Source organism: Sorangium sp. So ce834 (assembly GCF_051521425.1).
Classification (GTDB): domain Bacteria; phylum Myxococcota_A; class Polyangia; order Polyangiales; family Polyangiaceae; genus Sorangium; species Sorangium cellulosum_D.
In genome coordinates this window covers 13,817,581-13,833,968 of the sequence record NZ_CP150351.1, presented here as the reverse complement: position 1 = coordinate 13,833,968, position 16,388 = coordinate 13,817,581, and the positions used below count along the sequence as shown (strand labels likewise).

The 16,388-nt window shown below is 72.1% G+C and carries 15 protein-coding genes; 6 read left to right on the top strand and 9 right to left on the bottom strand.

From position 1 onward, the window contains the following. Window positions 1-105 precede the first annotated feature (105 nt). From gspC to WMF20_RS50655, 9 genes are all read right to left on the bottom strand, one after another. Window positions 106-1,071, bottom strand: coding sequence for a type II secretion system protein GspC (gspC, locus tag WMF20_RS50695; RefSeq protein WP_437609460.1), 966 nt, complete (start codon window positions 1,069-1,071; stop codon window positions 106-108). 215 nt (window positions 1,072-1,286) lie between these two features. Then, entirely contained in the window at window positions 1,287-2,873 is a 1,587-nt protein-coding gene (locus tag WMF20_RS50690) for a BNR repeat-containing protein (RefSeq protein WP_437609458.1), read from the bottom strand. A gap of 60 nt (window positions 2,874-2,933) precedes the next feature. After that, complete coding sequence (locus WMF20_RS50685; protein WP_437609456.1) at window positions 2,934-4,163, bottom strand: molybdopterin molybdotransferase MoeA; 1,230 nt, start codon at window positions 4,161-4,163, stop codon at window positions 2,934-2,936. 40 nt (window positions 4,164-4,203) lie between these two features. After that, window positions 4,204-4,788 (bottom strand): Uma2 family endonuclease, encoded by a 585-nt coding sequence (locus tag WMF20_RS50680; RefSeq protein WP_437609454.1) that lies wholly within the window; start codon window positions 4,786-4,788, stop codon window positions 4,204-4,206. A gap of 83 nt (window positions 4,789-4,871) precedes the next feature. Beyond that, on the bottom strand, window positions 4,872-6,770 hold the full coding sequence (locus WMF20_RS50675) for a DUF2330 domain-containing protein (RefSeq protein WP_437609452.1): 1,899 nt from the start codon (window positions 6,768-6,770) through the stop codon (window positions 4,872-4,874). A 247-nt stretch (window positions 6,771-7,017) separates the two neighbouring features. Beyond that, the gene (locus tag WMF20_RS50670) at window positions 7,018-8,103 is read right to left on the bottom strand and encodes an ABC transporter ATP-binding protein (protein ID WP_437609450.1); all 1,086 of its coding nucleotides are present in this window, start codon (window positions 8,101-8,103) and stop codon (window positions 7,018-7,020) included. 73 nt (window positions 8,104-8,176) lie between these two features. Next, window positions 8,177-9,055: an ABC transporter permease gene (locus WMF20_RS50665; protein ID WP_437609447.1), complete on the bottom strand. Its 879-nt coding sequence runs from the start codon at window positions 9,053-9,055 to the stop codon at window positions 8,177-8,179. A 13-nt stretch (window positions 9,056-9,068) separates the two neighbouring features. Continuing rightward, complete coding sequence (locus WMF20_RS50660; RefSeq protein ID WP_129580992.1) at window positions 9,069-10,160, bottom strand: polyamine ABC transporter substrate-binding protein; 1,092 nt, start codon at window positions 10,158-10,160, stop codon at window positions 9,069-9,071. Window positions 10,161-10,219: 59 nt separating this feature from the next. After that, on the bottom strand, window positions 10,220-11,065 hold the full coding sequence (locus tag WMF20_RS50655; RefSeq protein WP_207217696.1) for an ABC transporter permease: 846 nt from the start codon (window positions 11,063-11,065) through the stop codon (window positions 10,220-10,222). A 449-nt stretch (window positions 11,066-11,514) separates the two neighbouring features. Between WMF20_RS50655 and WMF20_RS50650 the strand changes: the two genes are divergently transcribed. From WMF20_RS50650 to WMF20_RS50625, 6 genes are all read left to right on the top strand, one after another. Continuing rightward, window positions 11,515-11,964 carry a DUF2203 domain-containing protein gene (locus tag WMF20_RS50650; RefSeq protein WP_129580991.1) on the top strand — a complete coding sequence of 150 codons (450 nt, stop codon included), beginning with the start codon at window positions 11,515-11,517 and terminating at the stop codon, window positions 11,962-11,964. Window positions 11,965-11,974: 10 nt separating this feature from the next. Next, window positions 11,975-12,553: a GTP cyclohydrolase I gene (gene folE, locus WMF20_RS50645; protein ID WP_437609444.1), complete on the top strand. Its 579-nt coding sequence runs from the start codon at window positions 11,975-11,977 to the stop codon at window positions 12,551-12,553. After that, entirely contained in the window at window positions 12,550-13,236 is a 687-nt protein-coding gene (locus WMF20_RS50640; RefSeq protein WP_129580989.1) for an SDR family NAD(P)-dependent oxidoreductase, read from the top strand. The genes folE and WMF20_RS50640 overlap by 4 nt, the downstream gene beginning before the upstream one ends. Window positions 13,237-13,341: 105 nt before the next feature. Further along, window positions 13,342-14,007 (top strand): LON peptidase substrate-binding domain-containing protein, encoded by a 666-nt coding sequence (locus WMF20_RS50635; RefSeq protein ID WP_129580988.1) that lies wholly within the window; start codon window positions 13,342-13,344, stop codon window positions 14,005-14,007. Window positions 14,008-14,163: 156 nt separating this feature from the next. Then, the gene (locus WMF20_RS50630) at window positions 14,164-15,150 is read left to right on the top strand and encodes a hypothetical protein (RefSeq protein WP_129580987.1); all 987 of its coding nucleotides are present in this window, start codon (window positions 14,164-14,166) and stop codon (window positions 15,148-15,150) included. 152 nt (window positions 15,151-15,302) lie between these two features. Next, on the top strand, window positions 15,303-16,313 hold the full coding sequence (locus tag WMF20_RS50625; RefSeq protein WP_437609441.1) for a zinc-dependent alcohol dehydrogenase family protein: 1,011 nt from the start codon (window positions 15,303-15,305) through the stop codon (window positions 16,311-16,313). The last annotated feature ends 75 nt before the right edge of the window (window positions 16,314-16,388 follow it).

Here is a 16,388-nt window from a genome sequence, read left to right as displayed (position 1 = left end):
CATGCCGCGGCGAGCCTCGAGGCCGGCCGTCGCCGCTCGCGCCCTCCGCTCCAGAATGGAGCGCCGCGGCCCGCCCGGGCCGCGGGGGGCGGGGGGCGGCTCGCGTCAGCGGATGTTGACCCTGAGCCTCACCGGGCGGCCGTCGCGCTCGACGACGACGGACAGGCTCTTGTCGGAGCGCATGCGCGCGTAGGCCATCATCGCCTTCTGTGGGTCGGTGAGGTCGATGCTGTTGATCGACTTCACGAGATCGCCGCTCTGCAGCCCGAACGACTCGAGCACCGAGCCCGGCTTGATCATCATCTTCAGCCCGACCACCTGGTTGTCCCGCATCTCCGGGATCGCCGCCGAGGTGGTCGTCACGATCTCGGGCTGCTCGAAGATCTTCTCGGCGGCCGATCGATCGATGTCGATCTCGGTGTCGCTCACGCGCTTCATGCGCGAGGCGATCTCGGGCGGGACGTCGCTCCTGCCGGACGCGCGAGAGGGGGGCGCGCGGGGCGGATCCGGCGCCCTGGGCTGCGGCTCGGCCGCCTTCTTGCCGTCATTGTCGCTCTTCTTGCCGAGCTGCATCTGGCAACGCGTGCCGCCCGACGTCATCCACACCCGATCCCAGGCGATGTGCTCGACCTTCCGGCCGCCGATCTCCCCCCCGCGCCGCCCGAGCGCCGTGCGTCCGCCCTCTGCCTCGACGGCGGCGAACGACCACTCCGGGTCCTCGGACACCGCGATGAGCACGACGCGGCCCGTATCGCACGGCGGCGCCAGGTAGGGATCGCGCTGGGAGAGATCCGCCTGGCCGGCGGTCGCCGCGCTCGGCCGAGGCACGAGCGGCCCTGTCGTGGAGTCGAACGGATTGCGCTCCAGGATGGGCGCCGCGCTCGTCGCGCGGTCCTCGGCGGGCGGCGCCGGGGCGGGCGCGCTCTCCGGGAAAGCGGGAGGGGCGCCGTCCCGCGCGATCTGATGGGCGATGAGCTGAGCGACCCCGGAGGCCTGATAATACGCGGAGACCGCGACCATTCCTCCAACGATGAATGCGAATCCGCGCTTGACGAACGCGTCGGGGTTCATTGGTAACGCTCCTCGTGGCGGGAGCGCGCCGGGGCTCGCGGCGCGCGCGTCCCTTGCCGCCGCGGAGGCCGCGGCAGTGCACGCCCTCGCCACCGGCAAGACCGCGCGTCAGGGCGAGCACCGAGCGTGCCCGCGCACGGGTCATCGCCGCGGTCCGGGCGGCATTCGGCCCGGACAGGCGCGCGCTCAGCGGGGAGGAGCGCCGTTCGCGCGGCTCACTTCAGGGAGTACTCGAGGCCCCAGATGTTCACGGATCCCCGCTCGGGATAGTACACGGTGAGCTCGTCCGAGGCCTCGAGCCGGGCGGCGTCGATCAGGGGATCGGAGAAGAACCGGCCCGCGTCGGAGGCGTCGAGGAGCGTCCAGGTCGCATAGCCGTCGCTCGGCGAGGCGCCGGCGATCCGCAGATCGGGGAGGATCGCGTAGACGTTCTCGGTGGAGGAGATCGCGAGCTTTCCCCGGAAGTTCTCGATCGCGCGCAGGCCGAGGCCGTGGCGCGTCCAGGTTCCCTCCGGATCCCGGACGTAATGAAAGAACTCGCTGCGCGCCCGCGCGTTCGTGAAGTTCGCGTCGTCGGCCGCGGCGTCGGGCAGGTGCGAGAGCAGCACGTGGACCCGGCCGCTCTCGTCGACGGTCATGTGCTCCTGGTTGATGAGCCCTCGGTTCTGGCCGATGGCCCACACGGAGAGACCCTTCGTGCTCCGCGTGACGAAGGAGGCGCCGGTGGTCGCGACCTTTTCCCCTGCATTGTTGTGCCAGGTGCGCCCGTGGTCGTCGCTGTAGACGTAGAGGAGATCGTGGTTCGTGGTCGCGTTCGGCGTGTCCCGCCAGCACCAGGCCGCGTGGAGGCGCGAGCCGCCGCGCGTGTACGCGAGCCCGTGCAGGTAGGCGTTGATGCTGGCGTCCGTGCCCTCGATGTACTCGCCGAGCGCGCTCCAGGCGTGCGCCGTCGTGTCGTATTCCCACAGGTGCTCGTCGCCGCTGCCGCTCTCGCCGATCCGGGCGCTCAAGAGGAGCTTGTCGCCGCCGGGCTCGGTGACGAACCGCGGGTAGGTGACGAGGGTCACGGTGGTCGAGCCGACGAGCGCGCTCGAGACGGCGCCGAAGCTCGCGGCGGCCCAGGCGGTGCCCTCCGGGTCGGTCAGGAGGCCGGTGACCGAGCGGCGATAGTGCAGCGTGCTGCCGTGGTGATCGAAGGCGAGGTGGAGCGTGCCGTCGCCGGGCGCGATCCCGAGAGAGATGGTGTTGTGGGCGTCGTCGGCGCTGAGCCGGTAGTCCTTGAAGTCGAACTTCTGCCATTCCCCGGCGGCCCCTCCGGGGCGGGCCGGCAGCTGCCGTCGCGCGAGGACGACATTGCGGTTGGTGTTCCAGAAGGCCGTGTACTGGTAACCGCCGAAGGATACGATCGCGTCTTGCTGGAACGATTCGCCGTTGAGGTAACCGCCATACGACACCACGGTGAGGCCCGACTCGGCGAGCTTGCCCTCGGCGCGCTTGAGGATCCCCGGCGCGACGGCCTCCGCGCCGCCGCCGCCGGAGGTCGCGCCGCTCGCGGTCGCGCCGCTCGCGGTCGCGCCGCTCGCGGTCGTGCCGCTCGCGGTCGCGCCGCCGCCCACGCCGGTGGATCCGGGGGTCGCAGCTCCCGCGCTGCCGCCGCCGCCGAGGCCCGCGCCGCCCCCGCCGGCGCCCCCGCCCGAGGCGGAGCCTCCGGGCGTCGAATCGCGCTCGCCGTCGCCGCAGCTCGCCAGGCAGCCTGCGGCGACGAGGACGAGCCGCAGGAGGGGGGAAAAGCGAAGGTTCATGGGTCTTTGCCCGAGGCTACTGCCGTTCTGCGGCGGCACCAAGCGCGGTCCCGCCTCGCCTCACGCGTCGTAGAGCAGCACCTCGACCTCGGCGCCCTCTGCCACCGCCGCGTCCTCGGCGCGCACGAGGACCACGCCGTCCGCGCGCGTGGTCGACGACAGGATCGACGCGCCGCTCGTCGCGATCGGAAACACCCGGTCTCCCTCGACGCGCACCCGCACGTAATCGACGCGCCCCGGCAGCGAGGCGATCTCGCGCGCCACCACGCACCGCCGCCGCCGGTGCGGCCACGCGCGCGGCAGGCCGCCCAGGGCGCGGAGCGAGGGGCCCGCGAAGAACTCGTAGGCGCACAGGCACGACACCGGGTTTCCCGGCAGCAGGAACACCGGCCGCTCACCCGCCAGAAACCCGAACCCCGCGGGCTTCGCCGGGCGCATCGCGACGCCGTGGACCGCCACCTCGCCCAGCTCCGCGAGCACGAGCGGCGCATGGTCCTCCGAGCCGACCGACGACCCGCCCGAGACCAGCACCACGTCCTCGCCAGCCGCCGCGAGGGCGCTCCGGACCGCCTCGCGCTGGTCGGGGACATACGCGACCTCCACGTCCTCGACGCCGTCGCGGCGCGCGAGCGCCGACAGCACCAGGCTGTTCGCGTCGACGATGCACGCCCCGCTCGGCGCGCTCCCCGGCGGCAGGAGCTCGTCGCCCGTGATCAGGATCCGCACCGACGGCCTCCGCACCGCGCGCACCTCGGCGACCCCGGTCGACGCGAGCACGCCGACGTCCTGCGGCCGCAGCCGGCGCCCGGCCGGCACGACCTCCGCGCCCTCCATCACGTCCTCGCCGATCGACGCGACGTGCTTGCCCGCCGGCACGGGCGCGCGCACCCGCACCACCGCCGCCCCGTCCGGGCCCGCCGCCTCCTCCGCGTGCTCCGCCATGAGCACCGCGTCCGCCCCGTCGGGCACCGGAGCGCCGGTCGTGATCCGCACGGCCTCCCCCGGGCGGATCGCCCCCGCGTGAGGGCGCCCGGGGAACGACGCGCCCACGAGCGCGAGCTCGACCGGCGCGCCGGCGGCCGCGCCGCAGGTCGCCCCGCCGGCGAGCGCGTACCCGTCCATCGCCGCGCGCGCGAAATGCGGCACGCTCGCCCGGGCGAGCACGCGCTCGGCCGTGACCCGCCCCGCCGCCCGGGCGATCGGCACCGGCTCGTCGCCGAGCCGCCGGATCCGCTGCCCGAGCACCTCGAGCGCCCGCTCGACCGTCGTCTGCTCGCGGAAACCTCGCATCCGGACGTCGCGCATCGGGGCTCCGTGGACCGTCGGCCCCTCAGCCCGCCGCGGAGGTCTCGAGCGCCCCGCGATAGACCTCGTCGACGTCGAGCACGCCGTCGATCGACGCGAGCCTCGCGCGCTCGCCGGGCCCGGCCTCGTAGAGCGTCCACGTGTTGTCCTCGTTGCGCCGGAACACCTCGATCCGCGGGTGCGCCTGCGAGACGAGGACGTACTCCTTCAGCGAGGGGATGCGGCGGTAGTGCGCGAACTTCTCCCCCCGATCGTACGCCTCGGTGGAGTCCGACAGCACCTCGACCAGCACCAGCGGGTTGACGACCGCGTGCTCGTCCTCGGGATCATGCGCCAGCTTGCCGCAGACGACGCTCACGTCCGGGTACGTCGCGAGGCCCGTCGCGAGGACGCGCACGCGGAGGTCGGACGAGAACACGTCACAGGGGCGCCGCGCCAGCTGCGCGCCGAGCGCCACGGTCACCCGCGCCGCGAGCCGCGCGTGCTCCGGCGTGCCGCCGGCCATGTCGAAGATCTCGCCGCCGAGGTACTCGTGCTTGGTCGGGCTCGCCCGCTCCTGCTCGAGGTACTCGGCGTAGGTGAAGGAGAGCTTGCGGGCGGGTGCGTTCACGTCATGGCCTCCCGCGGGAGTATGGCACGGGAAGCCCCTCTCCGGTGCCGCCCGCGCCCGCCGCGGCGCCGCCCGCCCGATCCCTACCGCCGGCCGCTCCTCCGCGGCCGGCTCGCGCGCCGGAGCGGCGCGATCAGCGCGAACACCCCGAGCGCCATGACCGACAGCTTCGGCCCGCGCTTCTTCCGGGCGCCCGGCTGCCGCTCGCCCGCGATCGAGCAGTCCTCCGACTCGGCGGAGTCGTCGGAGCCCCCGCTGCAGCCGTCGTCCTCCGCGTAATACTCGTCCTCGGACTCGTCGCTCGTGTCCCCGCTGCAGCCGTCGTCCTCCGCGTAATACTCGTCCTCGGACCCCGTCTCGCTCGTGTCCCCGCTGCAGCCGTCGTCCTCCGCGTAATACTCGTCCTCGGATCCCGTCTCGCTCGTGTCCCCGCTGCAGCCGTCGTCCTCGTACTCCCCCGCGTAAACCTCGTCCTCGTCCTGCGGCTCGGGGTCGTCCACCACGACCGTATCGGCGGTGCCGGCGCAGCCGCAGCCCATGTCCGCGACCGGCTCGTCGTAGTAGTAGTCATCGGGGTCATCCACGCCCGACGGCCCGCCGGTCGTGCTCGACGCGCCGGCGCTCGGCCCGCCGCCGAGGCCCCCGGGCCCGCCCACGCCCGACGAGCCGCCGGGATCGCCGCCCGCGCCGCCGCCGCCGGTCTCGGTGGAGCACGCGTCCTGGCGCACGGCGCCGGCCCTCACGACCGGCGAGACGGACGCGCCGGCGCCGAACGCCAGCGGCCAGTCCGCGCCGGACTGCCCGGCCGCGAGCCGCAGCGAGACGCGGGTGAGCCACACCGACGACGGCGCGAGCCCGGAGAGCCCGACCGCGAGATCGTCGGCGATCGGGCCGCACCGCAGGAGATCGGGATCCGTCTCGTCCCTGCGGGGCGACTCCGCGCAGTCGAGCGCGCCGTCGACCACGCCGAGCGCGGCGCGCGGGCAGCTCGCGGCGACCGCGAGGCTCGACTCCAGCGCGGCCGCGGCCACGGCGGCGCACGCCCCCGGGCCGTCGCCGGCGTCGCCGTACGCGCCCGCGCGCGCGAAATAGGCCGCGACCACGCTGTCCACGCTGTCGCTGCCGAGGGCGATGCGGCGGCTCAGCGCCTCGTGCCCCGCGGCCTCGACGAGCGCCCCGTCGGGCCCCGTCTGGCCGAGGGCCTCGGCGCGCAGCGCCTCGTAATCGCTGCGTTGCGCGCCCGCGTCCCAGCTCAGCGAGGCCGGCGGCAGCGTCACCCGCGTCGCGCCCGTCAGCGCGCCCCGGCCGTCGCCGAGGAGCCACGCGGTCACGCGCACGTCGCCCGCGCCCGCCCTGGCCAGCGACAGCGGCAGGCGCGGCTCCCCGCCGCCCACGACGACGCGCAGCGTCCGCGTCACCGCCGGCCCGCCGGGCGCCTCGAACCGCGCCGCCGCGAAGCGCATCCCCTGCAGCGCGCCGAGCTGCGCGGCCGTCCCGGAGGAGAGCGCGAGCCCCGCCGACTCGGCCCAGCGCGCGACCGCGCCCGCGTCCTCGAGCACCGCCACCTCGATCGGCTCGAGCGTCGGCTCGTGCGCGAGCTGCCCGACGGTTTCGAACGGGCCCGGCGGGCCCGCTTCCCCCGGGCAGTACGGGGCGACGCCCTCGGGCGGGAGCACGCGCGGCGCGGTCGCCGCCTCGAGCGCCTCGAACCACGCGTCCGAGCTCGCGTCGAGCGCCGCGAGCGGCGGCACCGGCACGACGACCGCCACCGGCCCGCGCGCGCCGTCGAACCGCAGGCTCGTCCAGAGCGTCGTGCGCTCCGGCCCCGCCGCGACGGCGACGCGCTGCTCGACGGACGCCTGTCCGGCGCCGGGCAGCCACGCCCCCGCGGCGAGGGCGTCGCCGGAGAAAGAGAAGAGGACCGCAGGAACGACAAGCGCAAGCGACCGTCGGGGCATGCGAGGCCGATTGGCAAGCAGCATGCCTCCATCCTACGCGGCCTTCGAGCCCGACTTCCACGCTGCCGCGCCCGGATGAGAACCGCAGTTCACGACGCTCCGTCACCACACCGGCGCCGGCGCCGCGCCGGAATGACTGGCGCTGCACGGCGCGCGGCGGCGGTCGGCGCGGGCCGGGGAGGCGGGGTGGCAGGACGAAAAAGATTAATGGTTTCCTGCGTTCACCGGAGCTCGTCCGGGCGGAGGCGACCGCCGGCCGGCCAGCGGCGGCTCACCCCTCGTGGACGATGACGATGTCGTCGGGGTGAAGGTGGCAGAACACCCTGTCGCCGGCGTGCAGCGCGGCCTGGACGGAGCTCTCGTTGGCCACCACGGCCGTGAGCTCGAGGCCGGAGTCGGTCCGGAGGCGCAGCTGGTCGGTGGCGCCCTTGAACAGCTCGTCCTCGACGTGCGCCTCGAAGCAGTTCTCCAGATCGCCGTGCCGTTCCTTGCGGAGCGCGATCTTCTCGGGCCGGATCGAGATGAGCGCGCTATCGGCCCCGCCCGCGAGGTGCTCGGCGTCGACGAGGAGCTCGATCCCGCCGGCGAGCCGGACCCGCGCGCGCTCGCCGCTCCGCGAGAGGACGGCCGCCCGGAGGATGTTGGCCTGGCCGATGAAGTTCGCGACGAAGGTGGTCTTCGGCCGGTGGTAGATCTGCGACGCGTCGCCGAGCTGCTCGATGCGGCCCTTGTTGATCACGGCGATGCGGTCGCTCATGGTGAGCGCCTCTTCCTGGTCGTGGGTCACGAACACGAAGGTGATCCCGAGCTTCTTCTGGAGCGCCTTGAGCTCGACCTGCATGGCGTGCCGGAGCTTCGCGTCGAGCGCGGACAGCGGCTCGTCGAGGAGCAGGACCTTCGGGCGGCAGACGATGGCCCGCGCGAGCGCGACCCGCTGCCGCTGCCCGCCGGAGAGCTGCGACGGCTTGCGCTGCTCCATGCCTTCGAGCGACACCATCGCGACGGCGGCGCGGACCCGCTCGGCCATCTCCGGCTTCGGGACCTTCTTCATCCGCAGGCCGAAGCTGATGTTCTCCTGCACGGTCATGTGAGGGAACAGCGCGTAGCTCTGGAACACCTGGTTCACGTCCCGCCGGTAGGGCGGCTCGTGCGTGACGTCCTTCCCCTCGAGCAGGACGGCGCCGCTCGTCGGCGTCTCGAACCCCGAGATCATCCGGAGGAGCGTCGTCTTGCCGCACCCCGAGGGGCCGAGGAGGGTGATGAACTCGCCCGCCTGGATCTGGAGATCGACCTCGCTCACGGCTTGAAAGCTGCCGAATCGCTTGGTGACCGCGCGGAGCTCGACCATTACGTCCATCGATTTACCTTGAGGGCCCGATACGCAGAGGGGGAGAGCGGGAGGAGCGGCGGCGGAGGGGCGCGGCGCCGCGTCACCGGTCCGGCTCCTTGCGCATCCCGAGCAGGAAGAACAGCGAGAACAGGAGGAGCAGCGTCATCCCGAGCGCGGCGCCGAACGGCCAGTCGCGCGCCTGACCGAACTGGTTCTGGATGACGTTGCCGATCATCGGCACGCGCGACCCGCCCATGAGATCGGTGATCGCGAACATCCCGAGCGCCGGGATGAACACGAGCAGGACGCCCGCGAGGATCCCCGGGCGCGTCAGCGGGACGATGACGTGCGAGAAGGCGGACACCGGCCCCGCGCCGAGATCGAACGCCGCCTCGATGAGCGCGTTGTCGAGCTTCTCGACGCTCCCGTAGATTGGCAGGATCATGAACGGAAGGTACGAATAGACGAGGCCGATGACCACCGCCGTCGGCGTGTACATGATGTCGAGCGGCGCCGAGATGATCCGCAGGTAGAGCAGGAGCCCGTTGAGGAGCCCCTCCGACTTGAGGATCGACATCCAGGCATACGTCCGGATGAGGAAGCTGGTCCAGAACGGCACCATCACCAGCATGAGCAGCTTGTTCCGGATGCCCTCCCGGGCCCGGCCGATGAAGTACGCCACCGGATAGCCCGCGACGAGGCAGATCGCCGTGGTGATGGCGGCGTACTTGATCGAATTGACCAGGATCTTGAGGTAGGTCGCGTCGAGGACCCGCGCGTAGCTCGACAGCGAGAGCTCGAAGACCACCTGCCCGAGCTCGTCCCGCTCGCAGAAGCTGTAAACGAGCATGATCGCGGTGGGCGCCACGACGAAGGCCAGGAGCCAGAGCAGGAGCGGGGCGAGCAGCAGCCACCCGCGGACGCCCGGCCTGCGCTGGGGGCCCTGGAGCTCGACGACCTGCCCGGTGGCCGTGTTCATGACGCCCCGCCGCTCACTGCGACGCCTTGAGGTCCGTCACCAGCTTGTCGATGTCCGCCGCCGCCTTCCCGATGTCGTGGAAGGTCTCCATCCCCGCGAGGGGCGGGTAGCTCGCCGGGTTCGCGAGCTGCTCCGGCGTGAGCAGCGCGCGCGCCTCCGTGTTCGGGTTGGTGTAGGGGAACTTGTCCGAGATGATCTTGCTGACCTCCGGGCGGAGGATGTAATTCATGAACATCTCCGCGCCGATCTTGTTCTGCGCGTTGTCGGGGATCGCCAGGCTGTCGATCGCCTTGTGCGTCCCCTCGACCGGCAGGACGAACTGGAACTTGTTCTTGTCCTCCTGGTAGAGCAAGGCAGCCTCACCGCTCCAGACGACGCCGATGTCGACGTCGCCGTTGAGCAGCGCCGTCTTCGGGCTGTCGGAGTCGAACACCTTCACGAGCTTGATCCACTCCGCCAGGGTCGGCTTGATCTTCGCGAGGTTCTCCGGCGTCACGTCGTTCGGGTTCATCCCCATCGTCACCATCACCCAGGTGGCCATCTCGCGGTTGTCGTTCAGGGCCACGATGCGCCCCTTGTGCTTCGGCTGGAACACGTCCTTGTAGCCCTTGATGGGCTCCTTCACCTTCTGGGTGTTGACCACGATGCCGACGGTCGTGCCCATCCACGGGACCGTGTACTTGAGCTCCGGGTCGTGCGGCTGGTTCCTGAACGCGGGCGCGATGTTCTTCAGGTTCGGGAGGCGGGCGTGATCGAGCGGCTGGAGCTTCTTCTGCTTGATGAGCGCCTCGATCGCGTACTCCGAGGGCTGGATGAGGTCGTACCGGGTGCCACCGGCGAGGAGCTTCGACAGCATCTCCTCGTTCGAGGCGTAGGTCTCGTAGTTGACCTTGATCCCGGTCTCCTTCGTGAAGCCGTCCAGGATCTCCTGCGGGACGTACTCGGACCACCCGAAGAGGTTGAGCTCGCCGCCGGCCTTCGGCTCGGGCGCGGGGCCGCTGCCCGAGGCGGCCGCCTGGGGCGCCGGGCTCTCCTTCTTCCCACAGCCGAGCAGGGCCACGAGGGGCACGAACAACAGGATCAGGAGCGCTGAGATGCGTTTCATTGGCTTTTCCTTGTCTTGCCTGCGCCGGCGCAGGCGCTCGCGCCGCGCGTCGGTCCCCTTCAGCTCTCGTCGGGGGGCCGCCTCGCGGTGCCCTTCAGCGACTCGGCGACCACGACGAGCATCGCGGTCGCGACGATGAACACGGTCGAGATCGTGTTCAGCATCGGGTTCAGACCGACCTTCGCCATGCCGAACACCTTGATCGGCAAGGTCTCGGACTTGGGCCCGCGCGTGAAATACGTGACGATGAGCTCGTCCATCGACAGCGTGAACGACATCAGCGCACCGGAGACGATCGCGGGCAGAAGGTAAGGCACCATGATCAGGAAGAACGCCTTGAGCGGCGTCGCCCCGAGGTCCAGCGCGGCCTCCTCGAGCGACGGATCGAGCCCCGCGAGCCGCGCCTGGACCGCGATGAGCACGAAGGGGAAACAGAAGGTGATGTGCGAGATGATGACCGTCGTGAAGCCGAGCTCGAGCTCCACCGTCTTGAAGAAGATGAGCAGGCTGATCCCCATGATGATCTCCGGGATGATCATGGGAATGAAGATCAGCGTGCTGATCGACCGGAGCGCGGGGAACCTGTACCGGTAGAGCAGGAAGGCGCCCGCCGTGCCGAGGACGACCGAGAACGCCGAGGTGATCGCGGCGACGATCACGCTGTTGCTCAGCGACTCGATGAGCGGCGACCGGCGCTCGTCGCTCATGTGGGCGACGAGCTCGCCAAAGAGCTGCCGATACCACTTGAACGTGAACCCCTCCCACACCACGCTCATCCGCGAGTCGTTGAACGAGTAGGCGACGAGGAGCAGGATCGGGAGATAGAGGTAAACGAGGACGAGCCCGCTCCAGCCGCAGAGGAGCAGATTCGACAGCTTGATGCCCGACATCGTTCGGAGTCGCATGCGGCGGCCTCGCAATCTTACACGATCGCGGCGCGAGCTTATCGCTTGCGGAACGCCGGTTGCAACCCGTTGCCGTGTGGTGAGGCCGACACGGCGCAGGGGACGCGACCACGCCGGCTGACGCTCTTCGCGGCGCGAGGGCGCTCGCGCGCAGCCGCGGGCCCGCCGGCGCCCGGGTCGGCGCGGGCCGCGCGCATGCGCGCGGCTAGGCTAGGTCAGGCTTGGGTCAGGCCAGGCTGGCGTGGACTAAGGCCAGACAGGGTGGGCCAGGCTCCCGCCAGCAGCCGAGCCCGCGTGGGCCGAGCCGCGCTGGCGCGCGGCTCATCGTTCGAAGGCGCCCCGCGCCCGGCCGCGGCGGATCCTCCCGGAGAAGCCCTTGACACCGCACTCTCCTCCGCTTACCGGCCCTGCATGACCGGGTCGTCGCGCCGCCCCTCAGGTGAGGTCCCGTGAGCACTCCCCGCATCTGGACCATCGAAGAGGCGAACGCGCTCGTCCCGCGGCTATCGTCGCTGATCGGCCGGCAGCTCGCCCTGGCGAGCGATATCGAGCGCTGCTGGCAGGAGCTCGTGAAGACCGTCGAGGGCCCGGCATCGACGCCCGATCAGCTCCTCGAGCTGGCGCGCGGCGGCAGCGAGCTGGCGCGCGCCCGCGAGCGCGAGCTCTCGGAGAAGATCGCCGCGTACGAGTCGGGGTGGCAGGAGGTCGAGGAGCTCGGCGTGGTCGTGAAGGACCAGCGGATCGGGCTCTGCGACTTCTACGGGCGCCTCGACGGCGCCCTCGTCTGGCTGTGCTGGCGCTACGGCGAGCCGGCCGTCGACCACTACCATGGGCTCGAGGCCGGCTACGCCGGGCGAAAGCCGATCACCGCGGCCAAGCGCCGGCAGCTGCTCAACTGACGGGGCCCCGGTGATCGATCGACAGAGAGCGGCACGGGCGATCGAGGAGTTCCTCCGCGCCCTCGGGCGCGACGTCGAGGGGGAGCTCGCCGGCACGGGCGAGCGCGTCGCCGACGCGTGGGCGGACGACCTGATCGAGGGCGAGGCCATCGACGCGGCCGCGGTGCTCCGCGAGGGCGCGATGGAGACCGGCCCCTTCGAGCGCGGCCTCGTCGTCGCCCGCGATCTCTCGGTGACCACGATGTGCCCGCACCACCTCTTGCCGGGGCACGGCGCCGGGGTCGTCGCCTACCTGCCGGGCGCGCGGGTCGCCGGCATCGGCACGATCGCGCACGTGCTCGACGCGCTGGCGCGGCGGCTGACCCTGCAGGAGCGCATCGGTGGGCAGCTCGTCGAGCTGCTCGTCGGCGAGCTCGGCGCCCGCGGCGCCCTGTGCAAGCTCACGCTGACCCACACGTGCCTCATCGCCCGCGGCGAGCGCAAGGCCGGCGCGGTCATCGAGACCGTGGCGGTCGCCGGGGTGTTCGCCGAGCCGGGCCCGGAGCGCGATCTCGCCTTCGCCGCCGCGCTCTCCGGGGGCAGGCGGTGAGCGGCGTCGCGGTCGTCACGGGGCCGAGCCGCGGCATCGGCCGCGCGGCGGCGCTCGCGCTCGCGCGCCGCGGCCTGTCCGTCGCGCTGCTCGGCCGGCCGAGCCCGCGCCTCGACGAGGTGACCGACGAGGTGCGCCGGCTCGACGTCTCGGCGCTGCCGGTCCCCTGCGACGTCGCCTCCGAGGAGCAGGTCGCGCGCGCCGCCGCCGAGGTCGTGGCGTGGCTCGGCGCGCCCCGCGTCGTCGTGAACAACGCGGGCATCGTGCGCCGCGGGACGCGGGTCCACGAGACCTCGCCCGCCGCCTGGGACGAGGTGATCGCCGTCAACCTGCGCGGCCCCTACCTCGTCTCCCGCGCCTTCCTCCCGGCCATGCTGGCGCGCGGCCGCGGCCGGCTCGTCCACGTCGGCAGCATCTCCTCGACCATCGCGTCCCCGGGCAACGCCGCGTACGCCGCCTCCAAGTGGGGCCTCGTCGGCTTCTCGAAGAGCCTGGCCGAGGAGCTGCGCGGGACGGGGCTCCAGTCCATCGCCGTGCTCCCCGGCTCGGTCGACACCGACATGCTCGCCGGCAGCGGCTTCCCCCCGCAGATGAGCGCCGACGAGGTGGCGCAGCTCATCGTGTACGCCGCGCTCGACGCCCCCGACGCCGTGACCGGCTCGGCGCTCGAGATGTTCGGCTGACGAGGCCGGCCGGGCGGCCGGCGCGCAGCGCGATGAGGCCTTCTGCCGAGCTCGATGTACGTGGCGTCGCCACACCCGACCCCCCCGCGTGCTAACCTGATGCCCGTGGAAACGACGCCTCCGCGACCGGGCGATCTCAACGCGGCCTTGCCCGAGCTCCCGCTGTTCCCGTTGCCGCAGACGGTGCTGTTCCCCGGCGCCCTCCTGCCGCTCCACATCTTCGAGCCGCGCTATCGGGCGCTCGTGCGCGACGCGCTCGAGACGCACCGCATCCTCTCGGTCGTCCTCATCACGGACCCCCACCCGATCGACGCGCACGGCCACCCGGCCATCGCAGGGGTGGCGGGCGCGGGCGAGATCATCGATCACGCCGAGCTGCCGGGGGGCCGCTACAACATCGTGCTGCGGGGCCGCGCCCGCGTCCGCCTGGCGGAGCGCCCGTTCGTGCCGCCGTACCGCACGGCCGCGGCGACCGTCCTGGAGGACGAGCCCGGCCAGGTCTCGGCCCAGGATCACGCCGCGCTCATCTCCACCGCGGCCTCGTTCGCCTCGCTCGTCCGCGAGCGCGACGGCAATTTCGAGTTCCGGCTGCCGCGCGACGCGGCCACCTCGCTCGTCGCGGACCTCTGCGCCCATCACCTGATCCTCGACGCGCGGGAGCGGCAGGCCGTGCTGGAGACCCTCGACGTCGGCGCGCGGGTGCGCCGCGTGACCGAGGCGCTCGCGCTCCAGCAGCTCGCGCTCGCCTCGGCGACGCGCGACGTCAACTAGCCTCGCGCCCGCCTCGGCGCGACGCCCGCGCCGCCGCGCGCCGCCGGCGCGGATGGGCTCGATTGCGCGCAGCCCGCGCGGCGCACCTGAACACGGGTCCAGAAGCGGCGCCGGAGCGGGTGCGGTCGTCCCAAGATCGAGTAGGCTGCGCCGCCTATGGCGACCTCTCGTTCAACGGAACCTTCGGCCCCGATCATCGTCAAGCACCCGGGGTGTCCCCAGTGGGGACTCGGATACCTCGTCGAGGAGCGCGACGAAAAGCGCTTCTACGATTTCGAGGATGGCCTCAATCACTCCATCGCCAAGGCTTTCTGGTCCAAGCTCGAGCCGGTGCAGCTCGGCGACGACGAGGCGAGCGCGCTCGAGGCCAGGATCCGCGGTCTCCGGGACCGGCCGTCGGCCGCCGCCAAGAAGCAGCGCGCGCGCGTGGTCGCGCCGCCGCTCACGAGCTTCGACGAGCAGGTCGCGAGCTTCGAGTCGCAGTTCGAGGGCGGGTTCGGGGGCCCGCACTTCATCGCCGAGGAGCGCGGCGCCGCCGGGGCCGTCGCGGCCGAGGGCGGGAAGAAGAAGAGCAAGGCCTTCAAGCAGAGCGCCATCGAGACCGCCCGCGCGCTCCTCGGCAAGGCCGAGCTCGAGGCGCTGCTCGCGGCCGGCAACCTCGCCGATTTCATGGAGCGGATCGCCAAGGTCCACAAGGCCGCGACCGGCCTCCTGCACCCGCTCGGCGATCTCATCCCGTTCAACAAGATGCCGGCCGAGCACCACCGCGCCTATGCCGAGGCGGTCGTCGACCTGCTCTACGGCGCGGGCGACTACGCCGCGCGCTTCGACCGGCTCGCCGGCGTGCTCGCCGCGGCCAAGGTCGCCACCTGGCCGCTCGCGACGATCCTGAGCGCGCTCGTCTACCCGGAGGAGCACGTCTTCGTGAAGCCCTCGTTCTTCGAGAAGCAGGCGTCCGTGCTCGGCTTCGATCTCGCCTACGATCGCGTGCCGAGCGCCGAGGGCTATGGCCGGATGCAGGCGCTCGCGCGCGAGCTCGAGCGGCGCCTGCGCGAGCGCGGCCTCGCCCCGCGCGATCTGATGGACGTCTACGCCTTCCTCTGGCGCACGATCTCCCCGCCCAAGCTCTCCGCCAAGTCCTGACGTCCCGCGTCAGCCCGCCCCGCGCGCCGCCGCGCGGGGCGGGGCGCGACGGCCCTCGACGCCCGGCCGCGGCCCGCCTATGCGACCTCCACGAGGAGGGCTTCGCAGGAAGCGGCCGCGCTGCCCCTGCGATGCCCCGAGGAGGGTCTCGTATGAAGGCAGCCGTTCTCGAAGCCGTGAAGAAGATCGCCGTACGCGACGACGTCGCGCCGCCGCAGATCGGCCCGCGCGACGTCCTCGTCCGCGCGAAGGCGTGCGGCATCTGCGGGACCGACGTGCACATCTGGGAGGGCGATTTCTTCCCGACCTTCCCGCTGATCCCGGGGCACGAGCTCGCCGGCGAGGTGGCCGCCGTGGGCGACGAGGTCGAGGGCCTCCGGCCGGGCGACCGGGTCATGGTCGACCCGACGGTGACCTGCGAAGAGTGCCATTTCTGCATGATCAACCGGCAGAACCACTGCTTGAAGTGGAACGCGGTGGGCGTGACCCGCGACGGCGGCTTCGCCGAGCTCGTCCGGGTCCCGGCGAAGAACTGTTATCGCTTCGAGCGCGTCTCGTTCGGCGAGGCGGCGTTCTGCGAGCCGCTCGCGTGCGTCGTCTTCGGCCAGGATCGGGCGCGCATCGAGATCGGCTCGGAGGTCCTGGTCCTCGGCGCCGGCCCGATCGGCCAGCTCCACCTCCAGGCGAGCCGCGCGAACGGCGCGGCCGCGGTCACCGTGGTCGACCTCGTCGAGTCGAAGCTCGATCTGGCGCGCCAGCACGGCGCGACCGAGGTGGTCGTCGCCGACAACGCGCTCCCGGCGAAGCTCAAGAAGATCGCGCCCTACGGCTTCGACGTCGTGATCGACGCGACCGGCATCGCGCGGGTCCTCGGCGACGCGCTGAAGTACGTGAAGAACGGCGGCCGGTACCTCGTGTTCGGCGTGTGTGGTCCCGAGGACAAGGTCGAGGTCTCGCCCTTCGAGATTTACCGGCGCGATCTCGAGATCATCGGCAGCTTCGCGATCAGGAGGACGTACGACCGGGCATTCAAGCTGATGGAGCGCGGGGCCGTCGACGTGAAGCGGCTCCTGTCCGAGGCGATGCCCGTCGAGGAGCTCCCGCGCGGGCTGGAGATGATGAAGAAGGGCACCGCGCCCATGAAGCTCCAGGTCGTGTTCTAGCCGCTCGGCTTCTCTTCAACGTTCCAGCCGCTCACCTTCTCTTCAACGTTCCAGCCGCTCACCTTCTCTTCAACG